General features: G+C 51.7%; 17 protein-coding genes. 10 read left to right on the top strand and 7 right to left on the bottom strand.

Features of this window, described 5'->3' with window-relative positions:
- Window positions 1–157: 157 nt before the first annotated feature.
- Window positions 158–4231 (top strand): S8 family serine peptidase, encoded by a 4074-nt coding sequence (locus tag KIS77_04455; protein MCW5921572.1) that lies wholly within the window; start codon window positions 158–160, stop codon window positions 4229–4231.
- A gap of 220 nt (window positions 4232–4451) precedes the next feature.
- Here KIS77_04455 and KIS77_04450 read toward each other — a convergent pair whose 3' ends face one another.
- Window positions 4452–5369, bottom strand: a complete 918-nt coding sequence (locus KIS77_04450) for a hypothetical protein (protein ID MCW5921571.1) — start codon at window positions 5367–5369, stop codon at window positions 4452–4454.
- A 460-nt stretch (window positions 5370–5829) separates the two neighbouring features.
- On the opposite strand from KIS77_04450, the gene KIS77_04445 reads away from it, so the two are divergent.
- The 4 genes from KIS77_04445 to KIS77_04430 all read left to right on the top strand — a co-directional run bounded on the left by KIS77_04445 (window position 5830) and on the right by KIS77_04430 (window position 8879).
- The gene (locus KIS77_04445) at window positions 5830–6168 is read left to right on the top strand and encodes a hypothetical protein (protein MCW5921570.1); all 339 of its coding nucleotides are present in this window, start codon (window positions 5830–5832) and stop codon (window positions 6166–6168) included.
- A 210-nt stretch (window positions 6169–6378) separates the two neighbouring features.
- Window positions 6379–7125, top strand: coding sequence for an AraC family transcriptional regulator (locus KIS77_04440; GenBank protein MCW5921569.1), 747 nt, complete (start codon window positions 6379–6381; stop codon window positions 7123–7125).
- Between the two features lie 266 nt (window positions 7126–7391).
- Window positions 7392–7967 carry a DUF308 domain-containing protein gene (locus KIS77_04435; GenBank protein MCW5921568.1) on the top strand — a complete coding sequence of 192 codons (576 nt, stop codon included), beginning with the start codon at window positions 7392–7394 and terminating at the stop codon, window positions 7965–7967.
- Between the two features lie 105 nt (window positions 7968–8072).
- The gene (locus KIS77_04430) at window positions 8073–8879 is read left to right on the top strand and encodes a DUF1269 domain-containing protein (protein ID MCW5921567.1); all 807 of its coding nucleotides are present in this window, start codon (window positions 8073–8075) and stop codon (window positions 8877–8879) included.
- A gap of 195 nt (window positions 8880–9074) precedes the next feature.
- Here KIS77_04430 and KIS77_04425 read toward each other — a convergent pair whose 3' ends face one another.
- Window positions 9075–10253 (bottom strand): family 1 glycosylhydrolase, encoded by a 1179-nt coding sequence (locus KIS77_04425; GenBank protein MCW5921566.1) that lies wholly within the window; start codon window positions 10251–10253, stop codon window positions 9075–9077.
- A gap of 38 nt (window positions 10254–10291) precedes the next feature.
- Window positions 10292–13159 carry a VCBS repeat-containing protein gene (locus KIS77_04420; GenBank protein ID MCW5921565.1) on the bottom strand — a complete coding sequence of 956 codons (2868 nt, stop codon included), beginning with the start codon at window positions 13157–13159 and terminating at the stop codon, window positions 10292–10294.
- 225 nt (window positions 13160–13384) lie between these two features.
- Here KIS77_04420 and KIS77_04415 point away from each other — a divergent pair, with 225 nt between their 5' ends.
- From KIS77_04415 to KIS77_04405, 3 genes are read left to right on the top strand one after another with little or no spacing between them, the layout of a single operon-like run.
- Window positions 13385–14068 carry a metal-dependent hydrolase gene (locus KIS77_04415; GenBank protein MCW5921564.1) on the top strand — a complete coding sequence of 228 codons (684 nt, stop codon included), beginning with the start codon at window positions 13385–13387 and terminating at the stop codon, window positions 14066–14068.
- Between the two features lie 53 nt (window positions 14069–14121).
- Window positions 14122–14889 carry a ParA family protein gene (locus KIS77_04410; protein MCW5921563.1) on the top strand — a complete coding sequence of 256 codons (768 nt, stop codon included), beginning with the start codon at window positions 14122–14124 and terminating at the stop codon, window positions 14887–14889.
- Window positions 14890–14894: 5 nt separating this feature from the next.
- Window positions 14895–15803, top strand: a complete 909-nt coding sequence (locus KIS77_04405) for a ParB/RepB/Spo0J family partition protein (GenBank protein ID MCW5921562.1) — start codon at window positions 14895–14897, stop codon at window positions 15801–15803.
- 54 nt (window positions 15804–15857) lie between these two features.
- On the opposite strand, the gene KIS77_04400 is transcribed toward KIS77_04405, so the two are convergent.
- The 3 genes from KIS77_04400 to KIS77_04390 form a co-directional block, all read right to left on the bottom strand.
- Window positions 15858–17912 (bottom strand): CotH kinase family protein, encoded by a 2055-nt coding sequence (locus KIS77_04400; GenBank protein MCW5921561.1) that lies wholly within the window; start codon window positions 17910–17912, stop codon window positions 15858–15860.
- 108 nt (window positions 17913–18020) lie between these two features.
- A complete protein-coding gene (locus KIS77_04395) occupies window positions 18021–18953 on the bottom strand; it encodes a sugar kinase (GenBank protein MCW5921560.1) in 933 nt (310 codons plus the stop codon).
- A gap of 144 nt (window positions 18954–19097) precedes the next feature.
- Window positions 19098–19817 carry a hypothetical protein gene (locus KIS77_04390; GenBank protein MCW5921559.1) on the bottom strand — a complete coding sequence of 240 codons (720 nt, stop codon included), beginning with the start codon at window positions 19815–19817 and terminating at the stop codon, window positions 19098–19100.
- A 293-nt stretch (window positions 19818–20110) separates the two neighbouring features.
- Here KIS77_04390 and KIS77_04385 point away from each other — a divergent pair, with 293 nt between their 5' ends.
- Entirely contained in the window at window positions 20111–20377 is a 267-nt protein-coding gene (locus KIS77_04385; protein ID MCW5921558.1) for a co-chaperone GroES, read from the top strand.
- Window positions 20378–20484: 107 nt separating this feature from the next.
- On the top strand, window positions 20485–22119 hold the full coding sequence (groL, locus tag KIS77_04380) for a chaperonin GroEL (protein MCW5921557.1): 1635 nt from the start codon (window positions 20485–20487) through the stop codon (window positions 22117–22119).
- Between the two features lie 227 nt (window positions 22120–22346).
- Here groL and KIS77_04375 read toward each other — a convergent pair whose 3' ends face one another.
- Window positions 22347–25109: a glycoside hydrolase family 78 protein gene (locus tag KIS77_04375; protein MCW5921556.1), complete on the bottom strand. Its 2763-nt coding sequence runs from the start codon at window positions 25107–25109 to the stop codon at window positions 22347–22349.
- Between the last annotated feature and the right edge of the window lie 195 nt (window positions 25110–25304).

The following is a 25304-nucleotide window of genomic DNA, read 5'->3' as shown; positions in this document are numbered from 1 at the left end:
AAAGGCGCTTGAAGGAGATTTGATGGATTTTGGCAAACAAAGTTTTTGAACGTCCGCGCAAAGTTCGCCGTTTGTGCAAACAATCCTACATTTGGGACGCAAGCAACTTTGAAAGACACAATAATCCTTTTGTTGAACAAAAACTGCCTTCTCAAACATGGAAAAACTTTACGCGCTGCTGCTCTCGCTCTTTTTGAGTTCTCCTCTTTTTCCGCAAACCAGCCAACCCGTTTTTTTTGAATCGGGAGCGATTCTCTTTCCCGACAATTTTGGTGAGGAACGACGAAACCCCTCCGTGTCGGCCAGCGAAATTGTCAATGGCCGTTACGCCCGGTACGTTCAATGCACACAAATACCTACCGCTTCCGAGCGTGCTTTACTGGAAGCCGAGGGGGTTCAATTCATTGACTATGTGCGTTTTGGCGCTTATCTGGTGTTGCTCCCACAACATTTTGAGATAGGAAATCTGGAAACAATACACGCTCGCAGCATCATGCCCGTGCAGAGCACTTGGAAAATCGCCCGCAACTTGCGCGAGCAGCCCTACGGCGCATGGGCGCTGCATGGCGACTGGCTCGACGTGAACTTGCAGGTTTATCCGCACATCAGTATCCCGCAAGGTGCCGAGTGGTGTGTGCGAGAAGGCATGACTATCCTGCTTGAAGGTAATCAGAATGGCTTTTTGCAGGTACGGTTGTTGAAGGAGGACATAAAGACGGTGGCTGCGCTCCCGTGGGTGCGCGGGATAGAACTGGTGCCGCCACCTTCCGAACCCGACGATACGCGCGGGCGCTCCTTACACCGCTCCAATGGTCTTGATAGCGACCACGCGCTGGGAAAAAAGTACAATGGAGAGGGGGTTAGCATTCTTGTCCGAGACGATGGCCCCATTGGTCCGCACATAGATTTTCAAGGACGCTTGTTCAATATCACCGAACCGGGTAGCAACGGCAACCACGGCGACGGGGTAGGTGGCATATTCGCGGGTGCAGGCAATCTTAACCCCACCATGAAAGGAATGGCTGCGGGTGCCACGGTGTATGCCATTCGTTACACGCCCGAATTTCAAGACCAAACCCTGCCGTTGCATCTGAATCAGAACGTGACCATCACGAACACCTCCTATTCAAATGGCTGCAACGCCGGCTACACGCTTGCCGCGCAAACCGTTGACAAACAGATTTTTGAAAATCCCACCTTGATGCACGTCTTTTCGGCGGGCAACTCCAACAACATTTCCACATGCACAAGCTACGGGGCCGGCAACCAATGGGGCAACATCACAGGTGGCCACAAAATGGCGAAGAATGCCATCGCTACAGCCAATTTGTTCGCCGACGCCTCGCTCGAAATCAGCTCCAGTCGAGGCCCGGCTCACGACGGCCGGCTGAAACCTGATATTTCAGCCAATGGCCAATTGCAAGAATCAACCGACCACAATCATACCTACATGACATTTGGCGGCACCTCAGGAGCGGCACCGGGCATCGCGGGGTGCCTTGCTCAATTGACCCATGCATACAAAAGCCTGAATGGTGGCCAAGAACCAGAGGCCGCTTTGTTGAAAACCGCCATTCTCAACACCGCCAACGACTTGGGGAATGTTGGCCCCGATTTTAAATTTGGCTGGGGGCACGTCAATGCCGCGCGAGCCTTGCGCTTGTTGGAGGAAGAGCACTACCTGCATGGTCAGACTGACCATGGGCAGCAGCAGACATTTTCGCTGCAAATCCCAACCAACGTCCGTCAAGTGCGCATCATGGCTTATTGGGCCGACCCTCCCGCAGCCACAAACGCCGCCGTGGCGCTGCTCAACGACCTTGATTTAAGGGTGGTCGCGCCCAATGGCAATTTACATCTGCCGTGGAAACTCGACCCTACGCCCGTTCCATTCTACCTCGACCAGCCTGCCACACAAGGCCGCGACTCGCTCAACAACACCGAACAAGTGTCCATTGACAACCCGCTGCCCGGCACTTATAGTGTGCGCATTGTTGGCACCGAAGTTCCTTTTGGGCCGCAGCGTTTTGTGTTGGCATGGGAGTTCTTGACCGATGACATCCGTATTACATATCCCATTGGGGGCGAAGCATTTGTGCCGGGCGAAATAGAGCGCATCCATTGGGATGCCTTTGGCGAACACGGTGTTTTCTCCCTGCGCTATTCGACCGATAATGGATTTAGTTGGAAGCAAATCGCCGACGTGCCGGGCAACCTGCGGATGTTTGACTGGGAGGTGCCAAACATTGTTAATGGAAAAATCAAGTTGCTGATTCAGAGAGGTCTTGTGAGCCATGTCACTGAGTTTCCCTTGACCATAGCCCCTCTTGTGTCGAACATCCAAATTGAAAAGGTGTGCCCAGACTCAATGGTGGTGAAATGGACACCCGCAAACGACACCTTGTCGAGCCAGATTTATTTGTTGGGCAATAAATACATGGAAATTGTGGGAAGCACTGCCTCCAATGCCTTCACCATCCCGCTTCAAAACGGTGGCAAGGAGCAATGGGCATCAGTCAGGGCTATTGGGAGTAATGGGCTGGCTGGGCGCCGGGCCACTGCTGTACAGTGGCCCGGCGAGTTGAAAAACTGTGTGCAGCCCAATGACCTGGCGGTTCGTTTTATCGAGTCGCCTTCTGGTGAGCGAGAGATACGCTGTTCCCCTTTTGTGCTCCCGGTGACGGTATTGTTGAAAAACGAAGGCTCCAACCCCGTCGTGGGCGCAACGCTTCATTATCAGGCAAGCAACAAGTTGCCCATTTCGCAAAGCGTGCCCAATATGTCTCCGGGTCAAATCCTGCTGTTCAGTTTTCAAACCCCTCTTTTGATTGCGGAAAATGGCGATATTGATTTGAAAGTGTGGTCAACTTACGCGCTTGAGAATGCTTTTTTCAACGACACCTTGCGAATGTCTTTCCAAGCAGCCGCAAACCCACTCAACAATTACTTCACCGAGGGATTCCAAGACTTCAATTTTCCTCCTTTTGGCTGGCGAGTCATCAATCCCGACGGCAATTTCACATGGACAAGGACGAGTCAAAACGTGACAGGCTCCAATGGCTTCCCTACGCGTGCGGTGGTGCTCAATTGTTTTTCATACTTGACCATGAATGAGCAGGATTATCTTGATTTGATTCCTGTGGACTTGAGCAATCTCAATAGTCCGAGCATTGCCTTCGACTTGGCCCATGCGCGACGCAGCAACCGAGTGGAGCGCCTTCGAGTAGAGGTGTTCCCGGCCTGCAATCTTTCCGCCCCACCAGTCGTCGTTTGGGAAAAAAGCGACCCAGAGCTCAGCACGGCAGGCGCTTTGACAACATCTTTTGTCCCAACCAAAGCGAGCGATTGGCGCAGGGAGGTGGCTGATTTGAGCCAATTCGTCGGGCAAAAAGTGATTGTTCGGTTTGCCTCAACCAATGGAGCGGGCAACAATATCTACTTGGACAATATCGGGGTGGTAGAGTACAATGTGAGCCAGCCCAAGGCTTCGTTCGCCGCCTCTGCCGATTCGTTGTGCATTGGCGACACCATAGTGTATGTAGCTAACCAAACCGGTGGCGACTTCACCAACTATCAATGGTATTTTGGCCAATTGGCTTCGCCTTTGACCGCCGTCGGTGTGGGGCCTCACGCGGTCAGGTATATCTCATCCGGCGATAAAAACGTGCGGCTGATTACTTCCAACATCATCGGGACGGACACCATCATCAATACTATTAAGGTCTCTGCGGACCCCATGCCTAGTTTTTGGGTTCAACAGGACGGCCTGAAAATGACTTTCACCAACACAAGCCAGCACGCGGTCACTTTTTCCTGGGATTTTGGCGACGGGAACGGCAGCACGGCTACCAACCCTGTCCATACTTACGCCCAAAACGGGGTGTATTCTGTGCAGCTCGCGGCCACCAATCATTGCAGGACTGCCCAAACGACCTCGGAAGTATCCACCACGCTCGGCTTGGGAGATTTGTCGAGCCGCTACGGCATTCGCATATACCCCAACCCCACGCCGGGTGATTTTCAGGTAGAAATAGAAAGTCCCGCTGCCATCCCCGATGCGATGTTCGGTTTGTTCGACAGCCAGGGGCGCTTAATTAAGGAAATGGGAATGTCATTAAACGCAGGTCGCAACGCGATACCCTTCGAAGATTTGCGCCTGCCCAAAGGGGTGTATCAACTGAATATGCAGTTGGCAGGTGAGTGGCAAGGATTCAAAATTGTGGTACAGTAAGGCGAGCAAATGTGTCTCATGCCTCTAACCGGCTGACAGGTTCCTTTTTTGACAGGATTGACAAGAGTGGCAGGTTTTAATTTAATTAACCTGTAAATCTTCTCAATCCTGTCAAAAAAGGATTTCAGCAAAAAACCTGTCAAATAGCTGGGATATATGCGCATGGTTCAGGAAAGGTGTCTGTTGCGCATCCATGATTTTTGTCACAGCATAAGCCCGCTCACTTCCAGCTTGGAATGAGGCCACGTAGGCCCATGTCCACGATTTTTTCCGAGGGTGTCACGCCGTCTCCGTAAATGTCAAGTTGACCGTTGCCATTGGTGTCAACCCATTCAAAGCTATTGTTGATGGAAAAAGAAAGTGTCACGGTGATGTCCTCGGTTTCGTCGCCAGTGACAACCAGCGGTTGGTTGAATTTGCCTGTCACCACACACGAGCCAGCCGGGATAGGGCTGCTCGCAAACAAAGGGTTCACTACCGTGGTGGCCCCTGCCGGCGCTTCGCCAAAGTAGATATCGTTGAACATATCGTAGGGTGGGGCATACGAAGTTTCAAATGCCCAGAAGCCTTGCTTTTTGTCATCGTTGACGGTCAGCGTTCGAGTGTTCGGCTTCACGGTGGTAATGTATGTGTTGAAGCCAACAAAGGAAGCGACCGTGCCTTTTTGATTGTTCAAGTTACCTACTACGGGCAAATTGTTAAGGTTGAAGGTCACGTCGTAGTTTTGGTAGGTGACGCTGGCCCGCACCCATTCGTAAGTGCCGGGAGGCACATTTTTCAAGTTGATTTTGGCGAAGACTTCGTTCTCTCCAGCCTTTGGCGCTTTATCAAAATCCACTGCCATTGCGCCGCCTTTGTCAGTTTCCGCCGCGTGGTAAACGATGGCGCCCGTGCCAAGCGCGGTAAACGCACCGGGGGCCAGTTCGATGTAGTGGACGCTCATCTGCCTGAAGGCAGGCGTTTGAGCCGCATTTCCAGCGGGGATATTTGCGGGCAAGCCGATGTTGTTCAATCGAGGTTGCGTCGCGTCGAATTTGAACTCGAACTGCAAATTGGCTGCGGGGGAATCGGAGCCATCTTTTTGGCAGGCGGCGGTGCTAAGTAGAGTGACCGCAAGAAGTGGGAAATATCGTTTCATAGGAAAAAATTTCCCAAGAAACGCGGAAGGTGGCATACGCATTATACCCGGATTGAAGAGGGTTTGAACGCAAGGTGGGGATGCCCTTGATTGATTTGTGTGATTTTCAAAGGATTGCAAGCGCCGTTCGTTCAAAAACACCTTGTCAGATGCAGTGCTCAGAGGCTTGCCCGGCCAAGCGAAGCGGACGGGGCTGAGTTGCGTTGACCATAGCTCTTCTCGCACAAGGAAATGTTAATTGGGCAAAATCTCCTTGGTGCCGCATCAAAGCACCGCGGTGAAGCGCTGTGGCTCTGTTGGGCAGAGGGCCTCCTGTCCCAGCATCTAATTGAGAAAAAGTCCCTCCAACCGACAATTTGACCAACTTTGGCGAAGTCTGCACCTTTCCGTAAGGGCATCGAGGTTTCACCTTTGCGGCATCAATCTGATTTCTAAAAAAACGACTCCTGTCCAAAAAATTATGGAAGTGATTGTCATCAAAGTTGCGTTAGCGGTAATCTTTGGCTTAGCCATAATCGGGAAACTGACGGGCAAGACAAAACCAACGTTCGAGAAGGCCGGTTTTGGACCGGCAGCGGTATATCTGACAGCGGTTGCCGAAGTAATTTTTACCGTTGGCCTGTATACCAAATTTGAATTGATTGCGGCATTGGGATTGCTCGCAATTATTGGAGGCGGCGCTGTGGCTTTGTTTCGCCAACACGCAAAACCAGCGCAATATGTGCTGCTTGTTGTTACCGCTATTTTGCTGCTTGCCCTGCTTGGAATTTTGCTTTCAATATCAACAATCGTTGTTTAGCGGATTGATGCATTTGGGAGCGGGAAGCGTCAACTTTTGTACCTTTGCTCTATGCCTGGGCGAAGTTCAAAAATTTCATTTCACGCATTTTCCGATACTTTATCGGGAGACGATTTTCATGCTGATTCGCACGTGCCGGGTTTTTCAATACGATATAATCAGCCGTTTTTTGAGCAGGCCACGTTCAGACATCATTTCAGGTCTGATTTCATGAACGTCCTTCTCATTTCCAGAGGCGAATTGACTTTCCAATTAAATCTCGAAAAATACTCTGTCGGAAAAAACGCCTTAATCATTGTCGCCCCATACGCCATAAAGAAAGTTGAAACGGTATCTAAGGACAGCCTTGTATCAGGAGTGAATTTCACGATGGATTTTTTGACCGATATTGGAATGCACAAAAACGCGATTGAAATGCTGGATTATTTTTCCTCGCACTTTTCGCCTTGTTGGGAACTCAACAGCAAGGATGCCGCGGCAGTAAATTCGCTCATAAAACAACTCGATGAAAGGGTTTCTTCCTTGAACAACCATGAGTATGGCAGAGAGCTCTTGTTTCACACTTTTTACGTCTTTCTATACGAGGTGTACGGCATGAGCAAAAAATATACGCTTCCTTTCAAGCATCACGTCACGCGAAAAGAAAGCCTTGTGATGAATTTTACGCACTTGGTGCAAAAGCAATTCAGGCAGAACCGGAATGTGCAGGCGTATGCGGAACAACTCCATATCACTCCGAAATATCTTACCGAAACGGTGAAAGAAATCACAGGCAAAACAGCGGGCGAACTCATTGATTGTTATGTGATGCTCGAATCAAAACTGCTGTTGGACAATCCCGAGTTGAGCATCGCGCAGATAGCCGAAGCACTTCATTTCAGCGACCAGTCCTTCTTTGGCAAATTCTTTAAAAGGCATGCGGGTATCTCGCCTAAAGAATACCGCCTCTCCTCCTGACCTTTAAGAAGGTCTCCGTTTTCATCAAGCCGACTTTTTGACCAATCTTGCCGAAGCATGAACCTTTCACAGGGGCATGCACCTGCCGACCTTTGCACTGTCAAATCCGATGATGATGACAGATGAGAAATTCGGTGGTGCATTTTATGAGTGATTGCCGTTGTGGCACGCCAAGCGGCCTTTAATCACTTGAAGTTTAACACCGCCGAAAATTCAAACAGCTGCACGATTGGTTCAAATTTTTTTTCACTATAAAACATAAAATCATGAACACAACATCTTTTATCAATCAAAGTGCCTACGCGGTACGCCACTGGTGGGCTTCCATGTTGCTGGGCATCCTTTTCATTGTGACCGGCTTTTTGGTGTTGCGCACTCCCGTTGAAAGCTACATGGCGCTGGCTATGTTGTTCAGCGTAGCGTTTGTGGCAAACGGCATCCTCGAAATCTACATGGCCGTGTCGGAACGCAAGGAGACACGGGGTTGGGGCTGGATACTCGCGGGCGGAATCATTGACTTGCTCATCGGTATCATGCTCGTTTCGAACCCCCTGCTCAGCATGACCGTCCTGCCATTTGTTGTCGGTTTTGGGCTGATGTTCCGCTCCATGATGGCGATTGGCGTTTCTATCAATCTGCAAATCCTGGCCGTAAAAAATTGGGGGTGGCTGCTGTTTTTCGGGATAGCAGGGCTGCTGTTCTCATTCTTCTTACTGAGGTATCCCGTTTATGCGGGGTTGACGGTTGTCGTCTGGACGGCGATGGCGTTCTTCTCTATCGGCATTTTCAGAATCTGGCTCGCTTTCCAGTTGCGGCAGTTGAAAAAGCAATTGTCAATGTAGCGATTCCATCATCAAGCTCATGTTTAAAAGTTGTTTTGGAAATCAATCAAATTTGAACACGAGCCAATCACCAATAATAAATTCACACTTAAAATTCAATGCATCATGAACAAAATGTTAGTGGCTGTTTTCGACAACGAAGCCAAAGCTCACGAAGGTTTGACCACCTTAAAATCCTTGCACCGAAACGGTGACATCAGTTTGTACGCATCAGCGGTTGTCAGCAAAGATGCCAACGGAAAAATGAATCTCAAAACCGCTCAGGACGAAGGCCCCGTAGGCACAGCGACCGGCCTTATGACAGGCAGTTTAATCGGTCTGCTGGGAGGCCCTGTCGGAGTTGCCATAGGCGCCGCCGCCGGTTCGTTTATTGGGCTGCTCTTCGATGTAGGGCAAGACGACGTCAATGCTGAATTCGTTGACGATGTTTCAAAGGCGCTGACCAACGGCAAAACAGCGGTAATCGCAGACGTGGATGAGGAATGGACGATTCCTGTGGATACCGCACTTGAGCCGCTGAATGGGATTGTGTTCAGGAAGTTCAGGTATGAGGTTATTGACCAGCAAATGGAAAGAGAATCTCAGGCGATAGCCGATGAATTCAAAATGCTGAAGGAAGAGTTGAAGCACGCCAATGAAGAAAGAAAAGCAAAAATCAATGCAGCGATTACCCGCCTCAAAAATAAGGCGAAGGCAACCGATGAGTTGTTGAAAAAGAAAATGGATGACACACGGAACGAGTTTGAGGGCAAAGCACATGAAATGGAAAAACAGATTAAAGATGCCGATGAGAAAAGAAAAGCCCGGCTGCAAAAACGATTGGACACCATGAAAGCAGAGTACAATGCCAGAAGTGCCAAACTCAAACAGGCATCGGCATTGATTGGCGAGGCACTGAGTTTTGATGCTTGATCTATAGAAACTTAAGCGGTGTCCGTATAGAGGTTGTTTAAATTTGTTCGCCTGAAGTCAGAAGTCTGACCTCGGGCGAACAAATTTAAGCAAACTGGCCTTGACCAAAAGGCATAGAAGACCAAACAAGGCGGAATCGAGGGGTTTCGGCTAGCAATCCACCAGCCATGCAAAGGATGAAGCAATCCCTTTGCCTCAAACCTCTACCGCATTCTCCCTTGCCACTTGCTCATAAAACAACCCAGCCTCGGTCATCGCACGCTCCATCGTCTCGAAATCAACGCGCACCAACCCAAAACGATAAGTCGGGCCGAGGTGCCACTCGAAATTGTCCCAAGTGCTCCAATGTATGTAGCCTAACAAAGGCACGCCATCTTGCATGGCAGCATGACACACACGCAAATAGTCCTTGATGGCCTTGATGCGTTGCGGCGCATCGTCTGTGCAGATGCCATTTTCGGTGATTATAATAGGTTTCCCATATTTTTGATGAAAAAAACGGAGTACCTGCCCCAACCCTTCCGGGTCATAGCCCCACATTTTGTCATGCGGTATGTTGCGTTGTTCCATCTCTGGCCGCCGATGGATGGCATCGAGCGGAAAAGGGTCGAACGGGACGTATGCGTAATAGCTCAGCCCCCAGTAGTCGCATTTTTTGAAGGGGCGTGCGGCACGTTCCATGAACCACCAGCGCGCGAAAGCGGCAACTGGTCGCCCCAATATATTGAGGCCCACGAAGCTGGCCGTGTTGAGCGAGATGCCTACTGGCATATCCGATTTTTCCCGAATCATGGTCCGGGCGATGAGGTGTGCCTTGCCCATGTTGTCCAACACTCGATTGGCCGTGAAGTATTGACGTTTTTTGAATGGCGGAAAATGACCGAGCCAAAAAGCATTCATGGCGTACACGTTTGGCTCATTGAAAGTATTCCAATAGCGCACATATTCGCCAAAATGCTTGACGCATTGCCGCACAAAATCAAGGAAATAAGGGATATTGTCCTCTTTTGCCCAGCCGCCTTGCTGCTCAAACCAGTTGGGGTGGGCAAAATGGTGCAACACAAACATCAGCCCTACCCCACCATTTCGCAGCCGTTCAAAAAATGAGCAATACTCTTCCACCACCTCCTTGTCAAATTTTGCGAAAGGCCCGCGTTGCAAGCGGGCCCAATCCACGCTGCATCGGTAGATGCCACCCAATCGAACGATAAATTCCGCATCCTCCATGCGTCTTTTTTCGTGGTCAGTAGTTCGCTCGAAGACATAGCCATCCGAGGTGCGCACGCCTCGCCACGGATGGTCGAATGCTGTTTCCACCTGTGCGGCGGCGGTGGAAGTGCCCCAGATAAAACCTTTCGGAAATGTGATAAGCATGCGCTAATTTCTGCCAAAAAGTTCATACGCTGCATTTGTCATTGCACCAAAATCTTGCGCCGCACCACGCCATCGCTCATCGCAAATTCCAGCCAATAGATTCCTCGTGGCAGCGCTGACAAGTCGTTTTGGAAAGAATTGGGGCCGGCGTAAAGACGCATGTTGCGCGACTGCAAACGCACCCCTTGCGCATTGAGAACGGACATCATTAGCTCTCCACCATCGGCCTTATCCATTTCGATGATGAGCAGGCTCGACGCAGGGTTTGGATACAGGCGCAGGCCTTCAGCCCATGCAGGGATGCCTGCGCTCAGCGTGGAATCCACCAACGCCAGCACTGGCACCCGGGCGCTCGTGCATCGGTAGTCGTAGAAATCTATTTCCCAATTGAAAAAATAGAAATATCGCAACGGGCCAAAATTGGAGCCTTTGATGCTCACCACGTTCGGGATGACGTAAGGATAACTGACATCTTGGGTGCTGCGATAAAGTCTCGGGCCTAAGGAGCTCAGGTTGGCGATATTCACATTTTCATCCGTCGTCAATACCAAATTGTTGCCAATAGGCACATCCAAGTCAAGTGTAATGACGGTCGTGCCGACAGGAATATTGACCGATTTGCTCTGTATGATGGTGCCGTTTTCGTTTCTCAAGTCAATTTTTCGCACACCCGCATTGTTGGCATATACTTTTACCTTGGCCAGTCTGAAAGGGACATGGCAATCGAATACAATGGCGCCATTGAAATTGACGTCGCCGATGGGTACGGTGCCTACATAATTTTCCATGCCGACAAACTGATTGGGTTCGTCGTAGATGGTGGTGTTGGCGACCCAATAGGTCGTATTTGCATCCAAAGGCGGCGTGATGAAGGGGCTTCCCTCGAAAAGGAGATTGCCACCCGCAGAGGCATCGTACCACGCAATCTGGTCGCCAGTTGCCGTGAGGATTGCGCTGGTATTGGGCGCGATGGTGTCGCCCGTCGCCACAGGAGGTGGGTTGTCGAGCACCGCGACGGTAACTGGAGCAGAAGAAAAAGAAGCGCATTGTCCCTGAATGGCAACCGAGTATGCGCCCGATTGGCTGACCGTGATACTCTGCGTGGTGTCGCCCGTGCTCCAAAGGTAGGAGGCTGCGAGCGAGGAGGTCAGGGTAATGGACGCGCCGTTGCAAAAAATCGTGTCGCCAGAAAGTGCCAAAACGGGTGTCTCGTCGGGGTCAACCACCACCATCACGATGTTGGACACAGCTGTGCAGCCTTCCGAGTTGGTCACAGTGACGCGATAATTGCCAGAGGCACCAATAGTGACGCTTGGGGAAGCAGCCACGCCATTGCTCCACAGATAATTGTTGTAGGCATCCGCCACATTGAGCACGACGCTCTGCCCCGCGCAAATAGTGGCAGGGCCATCCGAGTAGGCTACCACGGGCGGCACGATGCAGCCTCCTTCTTCCAATGTAAGATACTGATTGACAGCGGGCGAATACAGCGCATCCACCGTGCCAGAGGGCCAATAAACTTTCACCGAGTCAATGGTGGTTAGTTGCCCCATGCCAAAATGAATTTGCATCGAGTTCATGATGCCATAACTCTCGCCGGCACGCACCTCGCGGGTCTGTGTGCCGAGTGCGCTGTGAAGCTGCACTTTCGCGCCCACGGCGCTTCTGTTGCTTTGCACGCCGCGCAGGGTGAGGCCAAAAAAGTTGTTGTCATTGCCGGCGTTGAGCCAAAGCGCGTCGGGGATGTCACTCGGTTCCGTGTAAATATTGGCATAACCCGCATAGATATCCATAAACCCATCGTGGTTCAGGTCGCCGACCGCCACGGACTCTATTTGATTGTTGTCGAAAAGGCCTGTCACGACCGAGAAGGTTTTGTCACCATTGTTGCGCAGCAAATAGTGAACGGTGCCGGAGACAAGAATATCCACAAACCCATCATTGTCAAAATCGCGGAAAATGCCTTGAATGGGCAAGCCACCCACCATGTTGAACAACCCCGCTGCCATGGTGATGTCCGTGAAATGCCCCGTGCCGTCATTATCCAACAGTTGGCTCGACACATCGTGATTGGTGATGAAACAGTCCATATCGCCGTCGTTGTCAATATCGCCAAAGTCAGCCGTCCAGCTTTGCGCCCCGATACGCAGCCCCGAAGCATTGGTGGTGTCCTGCGAGTAAGTGCCGTTGCCGTTGTTGAGAAAAAGTTGGTTGATGCGGCGACCGTCGTTGGGGCTGTTCACCCCAGTGCGGCATTTGGCGATATACAAATCAAGATAGCCGTCGTTGTTCACGTCGCTCCACACCGAACCGTAGTTGCCAGAGTTGTCGGAAGGCGGCACCGTCGCAAGATTCATCCAACCGGGCTGTAGCGCAAGATTGCCCGCGCCGTCGTTCCCAAATATCCTTGATGTGCCGTCGTCGTGGCACACAAAGGCATCGAGCCAGCCGTCATTATTGATGTCGGCGAAATTGACGCATTGCACAAAAGTGCCCGGTGCGGTGAGGGTTTTGAGGGTATAGGCAGAGGCGCTCGCATTGGCCATTGCCACTTTTATGCCATCATAAGCGCCACCAGTCAGCACGTCGGGAAAACCATTGTTGTCGAGGTCGCCCGCGCAGATGCCCCACTGACTGTCATCGGGGTCGGAGCCAACCAAGCCAATAGGGAGGCGGACAAAGGGCTGGTTAGGCGCCATCTGGAACTCCACCGCCATTTGGTAGCCCTGATTCATTCGCACGATGTCGTCGCGTCCGTCGCCATCCATGTCGAGCACCGCGATAGCCACTCCGCTGTAGTGATTGTTGGGAGTGAGCAGGGCGGTTTTGTTGATAAATTGAATTTGAGCCTGCGATGTGGCTGTCGCCACTAACAGAGCAAGCGTTGGCAAGAATCCTTTTTTCATGTAAAAAAACAAACGTTGGAGCGCGGTTTTGGATAAAATCGCGGGCAAGATAGCGGGAAACAAAGGTTCGTTGAGCGCGAGCCACGCTATTGCCAATTCCCGACAGAACAAACAAAAACACCTGTTGGCAACCTGTGGAAAAAAGGAGGATAACTTCTGCCCCCGATGTTCCACGCGATGTTTCACGCCCGACTACCTTTGCGGTGTCCACAACATTTGGCGAATATGAAAATCACTTATTACGGGCACTCTTGCTTTTTGGTGGAAACAGGCGGCAAACGCCTCCTCTTTGACCCATTCCTGACGGGCAATCCCTTGGCCTCCAACATAGATGCCAACACGATTCGCTGCGATTACATCTTCGTCACCCACACGCACCAAGACCACATCGACGACTTGGAAGCGGTGGCAGCAAACAACCCCAACGTGCTCATCGTGGGCATCTGGGAAGTAAGTGCCTATTACAGCGCCAAAGGGCTACGCACGCACCCCATGAACAAAGGCGGCTGGTGGACATTCGACTTTGGCCGCGTGAAAATGGTGCAAGCCGTGCACAGCAGCGTCTTCCCTGACGGAATGCCCGCCGGCGAACCAGCGGGCTATGTACTCGACACCGCCGACGGTGTGCTCTATGTGGCGGGCGACACGGCGCTCACGCTCGACATGCAACTCATCCCCATGACCTGCCGGGCACTCGATGCGGCCATCCTGCCGATAGGCTCCAACTTTACGATGGACTACCACGACGCGTGTGTCGCTGCTGAATTTATCCGATGCGAACGCATCATCGGGTGCCACTACGACACGTTCGGCTATATCAAAATAGACCACGATGCCGCCAAAAAGACATTCGCGGACAAAGGCAAGGAATTGATTTTGATGCAAATAGGCCAACCCATCGAAATCTGACTTGAATCATTCATCCACAACTCAAACCTAACGATACCATCATGCTGAAAAACATGGGCAAAATCATCACCATTGCCAACCAGAAAGGCGGGGTCGGTAAGACAACCACAGCCATCAACCTCGCGGCTTCCTTGGCGATTTTGGAAAAAAAGGTCTTGCTGATTGACGCGGACCCCCAAGCCAACGCCTCCTCGGGTGTGGGGCAGGCCGACACTTCCGAATTGGTCAGCCTGTATGATTGCCTTGTGCACGGCGCCAACCCATTAGAGGCAATCGTCACTACCGAGACACCCAACCTCGACCTGCTCCCCTCCAATATTGACCTCGTGGGGGCCGACCTCGAAATGGCCGAGAAGCCCAATCGAGAATATATCCTGCGCGGCATCGTCGGCGAGTTGCGCGACCGCTACGACTATATCTTCATTGACTGCTTGCCCTCGCTCGGACTGATTACCGTCAATGCCTTGGTAGCAGCCGACACAGTGCTCATCCCGGTACAATGCGAGATGTTCTCCTTCGAGGGACTGGCCAAACTGAAAAACACCATTATGCTCGTCAAACAGGGCTACAATCCCAACTTGCAAGTGGAAGGCCTGCTAATCTCCATGTACGACAGTCGTTTGCGATTGGCCAACGCCATCGTCGAAGAAGTGCGCAACAGCTCGAACGACTATGTTTTCGAGACCATCATCCATCGCAATAGCCGAGTCGCGGAGGCACCCATGTCGCACACACCCGTTGCGCTATATGATGTGAACAGCAAAGGAGCGGTCAACTTTTTCAACCTCGCGGAAGAGTTTTTGAGAAAAAATCCAAATTAAAAATCATGGCAAAAAAGACACAATTCAGCACCAGCGGCGTAGCTGCCCTGTTGCGCAATGCGGGACAATTCGAAAAGGCCGTGCAGGAAAATCCGCAGGAAGTCGTGCGCGAACTGGCCACCGCAGTGGCCATGCTGCCCGTGAGCCAAGTCAAGCCCAACAAAGGACAACCCCGCAAACGCTTCGACGATGAATCCATGGAAGAGCTCGCGGCCAGCATCCGGGCGCATGGCATCATACAGCCCATCACCGTGCGGCGCATCCACGACAAGGAATACCAAATCATCTCCGGCGAACGCCGGCACCGCGCGGCGCAGCTCGCCGGCTTGAAGGAAATACCCGCCTATGTTCGCCTCGCCAACGACCAAGAACTGTTGGAAATGGCGCTCATCGAGAACATCCAGCGCGAAGACCTGAACGCATGGGAGGTGGCCATTTCTTACGGGCGACTGGCCGACGAGTTCAAAATGTCGCATGAGTCCATCTCAGAGCGCGTGGGCAAAAAACGCAGCACCGTCACCAACTACATCCGCCTGCTCAAATTTGAGGGCGACGACGACATCAAGCACGGCATCATTGATGGGAAAATCAGCATGGGCCACGCACGCGCGCTGGCAGGCATCGAAAACAACCCTGCATTTCGCAAAGTCTTGTTCAACAGAATTTTAGCCGAAGATCTTTCGGTACGAGCCACGGAAGAGGCCATCGCAGAATATCACGAAAGCCGCAAGCCCAAAGCACCGAAGGAGGCCAAAAACGTGCCTCAGTTCATGCGCGACATTGAGGATAGGTTCAATGCTTTTTTTGGCTCAAAAATCCAGATGAAGCGCGACGAAAAAGGGAAAGGGCAAATTGTGCTGAAGTTCAGAAACGACGTAGAGTTGAATCGCCTGTTGGATGCCTTGGAACGGTGAAAGACCTCTGCTTAGGTGTGGCATGAACCTATTGCAGTCATGCCACCCCTAAATCTACTGTTTTACCACTTTGCTCACCGTTTCCTTGCCGTCATTGCCTGTTATTTTCAAAAAATAGACCCCAGTTGGCAACGCGGCAACATTGGACAACACCATGCCCGCACCATGTGACGCAGATGCCTCGTCTCCAACCATCTGCCCCAACGCATCAAATAACTGCACTCGAAAATCTCCTCGCTTATAGGCATCGCCAGACACAATCAGCACCTCCTGGAAAGGGTTGGGGTAAATCGTGACACGCGCGGGTCTCGCTTCCGTGACACTCACTGGCGTGAGCTTAAAATGAGCCACCAAGTAGGTTGGGGCGGACATAGTTAGAGCCACCGAATCCGCTGTGCCCAACGCAGGACTTGACCAACCGACAAACTCGTAGCCGGGGTTCGCCACGGCCTTCAAGGGCAGCGGCACCCCTTTGAAATAAATGCCTTTCCACGGGAACTGGATACCAGCCGGACGCACAGTGCTCACCTCTACCCTACCCCCGCCTGCCGGCTGCACATCCACTGTCAGTTCGGCCAAATCGTACGCCTCGTCCATCGCAATAAGAACTTCTTGGCGTGCGAAATCAGATCGGTGAAAGGCAAAATACCGCGCTTTTTCTATGTTGTCGAGCCAAGTAGTATTAAAATCGCCAAACCACCAGCGTTGAAAGTGCCGTGTTATTTCTGGTTGATAAAGCGCGCGAAACTCGTTCAGGCGCTGGCTTACCCGTTGCGGCACAAACGCCGTGTTGAGCATATCGGCCAAGCGGTTGGCGAAGTCGCGGCGAAAAGTTGGGTTTTGCCAGCAGCGCCGAAACAACAAGGTCGCCCAGTCGGGGTTGGGCCACTCCGTGGAGGAGGCATCCAGCAAACGAGCCAACGCATTGGGCGAAGGGTCGCCTGTGTTCCAGCCATTGGGGTTTTGAAAAAGGCCAAAGGTGAAATCGAGGTCGTAGGTCAGCCATCGCCATTTGCCAGACTCGCTTCTGTGCCTGAAACGCCGCACATTGTTGCCGGGCCAATCCTGATTTTCCAAATAAATGTTGAAGACGCAGTAATCCAGAAAATTGTGATAGTCGATTTGCTTTTTCAGGTTTTCAAACACCGAGTTGTTCTCAAAACCACTCTCTGTTTGTTGCAAGTAGCTTTGAAAATGATTCCAAATGTCGGCGGTGCCTGATGAGACATCCCCGTAGTTTTCAATCATGTCAAACTCGTCTTCTTCCCAACCAAAATGTTGGCGCACATAAAAACGGTTCATCCGTTCGCGCACGTTGTGAATCCCCCAGTATTGACCGTTGAAATACACCACCGCAGGTCGCCACGCTTGCATATAAAGTCGCGGAGGGAGCAAGATATCGCCGATGTCGGAGCGGTCGAGCAGCAGGCTGGTTGCAAAGGCATCGCGGAATTGGAGCACACACCAATCTTGCCCGCTATTGCGCAACACGAATCGTTTGTACGCCTCAAAAGGGCGAGCGGGAAAAAGCGGATAATGAAACTCCCCCAAGCCGAGCGAGTTTTTACCTTTTATTTCTAGCGATTTCTGTGGTTGCGAGGCACTGCCCGTGCCTTGAACCTCTATTTCCGCCAATTGATTGAAAACCGCTTTGTCTATGCCATTTTCAAAAAACTCGATGTTCGCGTTCGCCGTCAAATCCTGCGCATAGTTGGTATAAATGCCCGTCAGCGAGTCAAAAAAAGAAGCGTGGTCAAAGACCAGCGACACCACCGGGAAAGTGTGGCTTATGCCTACGAAGTATGTATGTGTGCCAATAGGCGAAGGGGGCAACCCCGGCGCGTAAGCACGCGCCCGAAGCACGCCAGTTGAGTTGAAAGCCAATGGCGAATTGGGATAAATGGCCGATTGGGCGGTAGGCTCAGAGCCATCCAGCGTGTAGCGAATGGTCGCTCCCGGCGTGGCGCACGACAAAGAAACGCTGACTGGATTGGCATACAAGCCCCCGTGTTGGGAGTACTGGACGGGTTGTGTCTGAGCATGAAGAAAAGCCCCCCCCATCCATGCGAAAAAGAAAGCGGGGAACAGAAAGCGAAGGCGAAAAGTCATTGCTTGCGGCAGTTCAGTAAAAAAAATCGCGGCCAAGACCGCTCATGGATGCAAGGTAAAGACTTTTTAACAAGGGATTCGCGTCCGATAAATTTTGCTTGCCAGCCTTTATGCAAAATCCGCATAAACATGCTCTTTGGCGACTTTTTCGGGTAACGGCCCAAAATGCCCCAACTTCAACTCAGCCATGCGGCGACCAGCGATGGCGCATTCGAGCAGCGTCTTGCCGTCGAGCCGGGCCGTCAGATAGCCCGACCAAAAAGCGTCGCCTGCGCCAGTGGTGTCTTTCACCTCCACCTCGCGTGCAGGGAGAAAGTGCCGTTCGTCCCCATTGCCAACCCAACACCCTTGCACACCCAATGTGTAGCAAACTTCTTTGGCTCCCAATTTCAGAAAATGGTCAATCACCGCGTCTGGCTTGGGCGATTCGTCCTCGTAGAGGCGCCCCCAATCCACATCGCTCACTTTGACCAACGCACCATGACGGCATATCTCACTCACGGCTTTTTTCGCGTCGCGGCGCTCGGGCCAGATTTTTTCGGAGTAATTGGCATCAATGCTGATGAGGCATTTGGCGCGTTGAGCCTTGTGCGCGGCTTGCAAAATGACATCGCGGGCAGGTTGTTTGCTCAGCGCAAAACAAGTGGTGTGGAAAACCCCAATGTCGTCGAATCGCTGGAAAGGGAACTGGCGAATGGAGAGCATGGCATCCGCGCCGCGGTAGGGTTGAAAATTGGAAACGGCAGAGGAGCGGGTCACGAGAATAAGCGTGGTGGGTTCTTCCACTTGCGCCACATTGGCCACGTCCACGCCCAAACGAGCTACATAGTTGCGCAGCACGGTGCCCATATCGTCGTTGCCAACCGAGGCCACCAGCATACAATTGTTGCCCAATCGAGCCATGTTCATGCACAAGTTGGCGGGGCTGCCACCGGGCACTCGCTTGAAAAGCATGGCTTCTTCGAGGTTCTGCACAAATTCAGCGGTGATGAAATCCACCAGCAGCTCGCCAGCAGAAAGAATGTCAATAGGTCTGCGCATACGATTATTTACACAAGTTCAGCAGCTCGAAGGGTTTGGGGCCGATGCACGTCACGACACTCAGGCGCTCGTCCTACGATTCCCTTCCATTTGTTTTGTTTGCAGCGGCAATGATACGACGAATTTCCAAGTTTCAGCACCTAATCAAACTCTTGTCGTTTCGATGTATCGCACCAACGAACGCTTGGCCACGGGCAACAAGGTTTCTTCCAATGGATAAGCCAGTTTTGTCTCGATTGTGTAAACCGCAGGGGTAGAAAAACTGCGATGCTGCCGCATAAGGTCAGCCTTCACACTTTCATACGTATTAGTGAGACTTCGCTCCCAGTCGCTGATGAATTGCGAGCGCAACGAGCGATAGCGATTTTCCGACCGCTCTATGATGCTTAACCTGTATTGATAAACTCGAATAGAGCGAAAAGAACCGTCGCATAGAAAAAAATACCCCTCGTCCGTTTCAAGAGGCAGTATGCCCACAGGGGTAATAGTCATGTGGTGTTCTATAAATTCATATAAATCGGTACCGCCCGATATGGCAGACTTCATTTTTTGGCTGGCATAGTGCGTGATTTGTTCTATCTCGGACATGAGTTCGTCGTCCGCAATCATCTCTTCATATACTAGTTCCAGTTTTTGCAGTTGAATGCCAGTCAGTTTGCGGGGAAAACGGTCCTGCATCAGGCGCTTCGTCTGTTTGAACGTGAGCAGGTTGTTGTAGTGAAAAATGACGTCGGAGAGTTGGGGGTACAGCTTCTTCTCGTTGAAGCAAGCGTTCACCCGTTGGAGGTACGCCAAGAGCGTGTATTTTTTGGATTCAAAGTCAATGTTCCCTTCGATGAACCAAGTTTCCGATAATGTGCTCATAATGATTGACGATTAGTGTAGAAAACTTTTCAAAAATGACGGAATCAAAAGCAAAAATGGCGAGAATGAAGCAATCAGCAAAATATGTGCAACCAATTTGTTGCCAAATTTGAGCGCGGCGAAAGTCATTTTGACCGCCCTGCCAATGTCAACCTGACAAGAACGATGACACGCGGCTGAAAAAATGGCAGAAAAAATGGCATGGCACGAAGTCTGATGAAGGCGGGTGTCCGCAGATAATTTGGTTTTGCGGCGTTCAAATTTGTCTCACCAAAACAAAAATAACTTTTCGAATTATGAAACCAATCGCAGACCGTGTTCTTATCAAGCCTGCGCCCGCTGACGAAAAAACGAAAGGCGGCATTATCATCCCCGACACTGCCAAAGAAAAACCACAGCGCGGCGAAGTCGTCGCGGTAGGCCCCGGCAAAGACGGCAATCTCATGACCGTCAACGTGGGCGACATCGTTCTCTATGGCAAATACTCTGGTCAAGAAATCAATTTCGAGGGGCAAGACTACCTCATCATGCGTGAAGACGACATTCTCGTCATCATTTAAGGAATTGATGAAGGTCGCTCAAAGTTGATATTCTATCAACCGCACAAACCCTCATCACCTCTCCAAATCAACTAATCAACATTTCCACACATCAACATTTAAAGATTATGTCTGCAAAGCAAATCTCCTTCAATACCGACGCCCGCGAAAAACTCAAAGAAGGCGTTGATGCGCTCGCCAATGCTGTCAAAGTGACCCTTGGCCCCAAAGGTCGCAACGTGGTGATTCAAAAATCTTTTGGCGCTCCCGCCATCACCAAAGACGGTGTCACTGTTGCCAAAGAAATCGAACTGGAAGACGCGGTAGCCAACATGGGTGCCCAGATGGTGAAAGAAGTGGCCAGCAAAACCGCCGATGCGGCTGGCGATGGCACCACTACCGCCACCGTGCTCGCTCAAGCCATGGTGACCGCCGGCCTGAAAAACGTGGCTGCCGGCTCGAATCCCATGGATTTGAAGCGCGGCATTGACAAGGCCGTCAAAACAGTGGTAGAAGACCTGAAGAAACAGACCGAGACGATTGGCGACGATTTCGACAAAATCCAGCAAGTAGCCGCCATTTCTGCCAACAATGACGAGGAAATCGGCAAACTCATCGCCAGTGCCATGAAGCGTGTTTCCAAAGATGGTGTCATCACGGTAGAGGAAGCCAAAGGCACCGAAACTTATATGGACGTGGTGGAAGGTATGCAATTCGACCGCGGCTACCTCAGCCCCTACTTCATCACCGATGCCGAAAAGATGGTGGCAGATTACGAAAACCCGTATTTGCTCATCACCGATAAGAAAATCAGCAATATGCAGGACCTCGTGCCAGTTTTGGAAAAGAGCCTGCAAACGGGCCGCCCGCTCCTCATCATCGCCGAAGATGTTGATAGCCAAGCACTGGGCGTGCTGGTTGTCAACCGCCTCCGCGCCGGCCTCAAGGTAGTGGCCGTGAAAGCACCCGGCTTCGGCGACCGTCGCAAAGCCATGCTCGAAGACATCGCCATCCTTACCGGCGGCACTGTCATCAGCGAAGAGCAAGGCTACAAACTCGAAAACGCTGGCCTCGAACACCTCGGCCAATGCGAGCGCATCACCGTTGACAAAGACAACACTACCATCGTCGGCGGCAAAGGCAAGAGCGATGACATCAAGGCTCGCGTGAATCAAATCAAGCAACAAATCGAATCCACTACCAGCGACTACGACCGCGAGAAACTGCAAGAGCGCCTGGCGAAACTGTCGGGCGGCGTGGCCGTGCTCTACGTCGGCGCTGCTACCGAAGTGGAGATGAAAGAGAAAAAAGACCGCGTGGACGACGCTTTGCACGCAACCCGTGCCGCCATCGAAGAGGGTATCGTTCCCGGTGGTGGCGTGGCGCTGGTGCGCAGCCTCGGCAGCCTCAGCAGCCTGAAAGGCGTGAACGAGGATGAAAACTTCGGTATCCAAATCGTGCGCAAATCGCTCGAAGCCCCCATCCGCATCATCGCCGAAAATGCAGGCATTGACGGTTCGGTGGTGTTCCACAAAGTGGCCGATGAAAAAGGCGCTTTCGGCTACAACGCTCGCACCGACAAATACGAAGACCTGAAAAAAGCGGGTATCATTGACCCGACGAAAGTGACTCGTATCGCCCTTGAAAATGCCGCTTCCATCGCTGGCCTCGTGCTCACGACGGAATGCGTCATCAACGAGAAGCCGGAGAAAAAAGCAGCGGCACACAGCCATCCGGGCATGGGCGGCATGGACATGATGTAATTAGAAGACCAATTATTTTGGGAAATACCGCAGGGGGGGTGCCGTGAGGCACCCCCTTTTTTATGCAGTGACTGGTTGGATTGGTGAAAAAGCCCCAACGGGGCGAAATGTCGGTAGAGCCTTGATTTGATTGGGTTGTTAAAGCATCAAAAACAATCTTGTCAATCTTTCTTGTCAAAAAAAACATCAACAAACCTGTCGCATAATTGGAAACGCAAGCGCCATCTTTACTGCTTCGTCAGTGTCCACTCAAACAAGTAGGTGCCCGAACCGTATTCCAACTCAAGGCCATCCCCTTTTAGTGAAGCGGTTTTCAGCCCCAATGAAAAACCCAGTGGCACACCGTTTTCACGAACCTCCTTGTTATCAGCACGGGGCAGGCGAATAGTCGCGGTGGAGTTCGGGGGTATAGTGACGCGGAGGGCGACTTTGTCGCCAGAGCGTTCCCAACCTGAAGCAATTTCCCCATAACTGCTTTGGTAAGAGGCTTTCGCATAGGATAGTTTGTCGGTCAGTAGCGGCTCTATCGCGATGTGCTTGTAACCCGGCTCGCCCAATCGCAGCCCTGCGGCGGCTTGATACATCCAATCTCCAATGGCTCCATAAGCATAGTGATTAAATGAGTTCATGCCCGGTGTCTGGAAAGTAGAGTCTGGTTTTTGACCATCCCACCGTTCCCAAATCGTGGTGGCCCCCATCTTCACCGGATAGAGCCATGAAGGATAAGACTCTTGCAGCAACAAATCGTATGCGAGCTCCGCTTCCCCATTTTCCGATAGCACATGACAGAGATAAGGCGTGCCGAGAAAACCCGTCGAGAGGTGTTTTTTCTTTTGCAAAATATCATTTTTGAGATATTGCAAAGCAGCGGCGCGAAGCGTGTCGGGCATTAAGCCAAAATGCAGGGCCAACACATAGGAGGTCTGTGAGGCCGAGGAAATGGTGCGCCCAGCAGGCGTGATGAACTCATGCGCAAAGACTTTTTTGATTTTCTCAAATAATGCTTTGTAGGCGGCGGCATCTTCGTTTTTGCCCAATACCGCTGCAGCACGACTCACCAATTCAGCACTATGCGCAAAAAAAGCCGTGGAAATAAAGTCGTGGTTGGTGTGCGCATCTGGCTGGACGTGGTAATCCAAATGGTCGGGCGAGGGATGGTAAAAGAGCCAGTCGCCAAAAACACTGCCTCCTTTCCACACAAGCGATTCGCCTGATTTTTCATGGATGTAATCTACATATCCCTTCATGCTCGCATACTGGTGTTCAAGCAGTTGTTTGTCGCCATACACTTCATACATCACCCACGGGATAATGACCGCCGCATCGCCCCACCCTGCAGACACGCCCACATTCATCGAATCGGGTCGGTTCAACACGTCAGGAATCACGAAAGGAACAGCGCCGCTGGGTCGCTGTTCGGCGGCCAGGTCTTGTAGCCATTTGGCAAAGAACGCCGACACATCCATGTTGAAGGCAGCCGTGCGAGCAAACACTTGGGCATCGCCCGTCCAGCCCATCCGCTCGTCGCGTTGGGGGCAATCGGTTGGGATGTCCACAAAATTGCCCTTCTGACCCCACAAAATGTTGCGTTGCAACTGGTTGACCAACGGGTGCGAGCACTCAAACGTCCCGGTCGGTGTCATATCCGAGTGAACGACGATGCCAAGCAAATCACCCGTGCTCAATTGGCCGGGGAACCCCTCGATAGCCACATAGCGGAAGCCCATGAAAGTGAAACACGGCTCATACACCTCGCCATCCTTGTCGCCGCGCAAGGTGTAGCGGAGTCGTTGTTTGGCCGAGCGCAGATTGTCTGTGTAAAAATTGCCGTTTTTGTCGAGCACTTCCGCGTGGCGAAGCGTGACGGTGGTGCCTTTTTTGCCCTTCATTTTAAGGCGTACCCAGCCCACCATATTCTGTCCCATATCGGCCACGAGCTCGCCTTTTGGGGTGATGAAAAAGCGAACAGGCAAGATTTCTTGTATCCTTCGAACAGGTACGCTGTTCGCAGCCACCAACGTTGTGTTGGGTGGTTTGGCAGTCGTCACGTTGCGCCAACGGCTGTCGTCGAAAGAGGCAGTGTTCCAGCCGGGCATTTCTCGTCGCGCGTCGTAGTCCTCGCCATAATATATTTCATTGGCGCGCACGGGGCCTTCGTTGCTGCATTTCCAAGAGCCGTCGGTCGCAACCCATTCCTCGGAGCCGTCCGCATAGCGTATATGGATTTGACACAGAAAGGCCAGTTTTTTCCCATAAAACGCCCAGTTTTCTTCCCAGCCCAAGCCACTACGCCACCAACCTTCGCCAAGCATGGCACCCACGCCATTTTGTCCTTCTTGGAGCAGGTTGGTCACGTCAAAAGTCTGATATTGAAGACGTTTGTAGTAAGTAGTCCAGCCGGGTGTGAGCACTTCGTCGCCGACTTTTTGGCCGTTCAGATACAGTTCGTATATGCCTTGCGCTGTCGCGTATGCGCGAGCGGAAGCTATTTTCTTGTTGAGCGAAAACCCCTTTCGGAGCATCCAAGCGGGCGAATATCGCGGCGGCTGAGCCTCTTGCTCCGGTTCTATCCAAGAGGCTTTCCAATCAGCAGGCGAGAACAGCGCCGTTTCCCAAAATGCAGCGGCGCTCCAAGCGGATTCTTGCCCTTTTTCGTCCCACACTTTCACGCGCCACCAGTAGCGTGTGCCGGATTTTAAAGCCGCGCCTTTGTATGGCTGCAATATCGAGCCGTCCGAGTCTATCCTGTCGGAATCCCAAACAAGGTTTTTTGTTGAAAAATCAGTTTTGGTGGCGACTTGTATGTGGTAGGCACCTTGGCGCCAACCGCGCTGTTCAGTTTGAATTTTCCAACTGAAACGAGGTTGTTTGGTATCCAACCCGATGGGGTTGACGCGGTGCTCACAGGTGAGGCTTCCGACGTGCGCATCCTGAGCGGAAAGGCCGAATAGGCCAAAGCAACAGAGCAAGGGGGTGAACATTTTCTTCATGGCGGCAGGCAAGGTTGTTCAAAATTTTTTCGGTTTCTTTCTTTGATTGACTGGTGGTCTTTAGGGAGGTCTTTGGCAGGATGAACAGAATTTTGAAAATGAGAAAACCAACTCAATATGGAAGGGCTGCGTTCCGAAACATATTCCGGAGGGGCATTCCCTGCCTAAGGGGTGCAAAATCCATAGGTACATATT

Source organism: Saprospiraceae bacterium, assembly GCA_026129545.1.
In the GTDB taxonomy this organism is placed as follows: Bacteria; Bacteroidota; Bacteroidia; order Chitinophagales; family Saprospiraceae; genus M3007.
The sequence above is the reverse complement of the archived record's forward strand: the minus strand, read 5'-3'. Positions and strand labels throughout refer to the sequence as shown.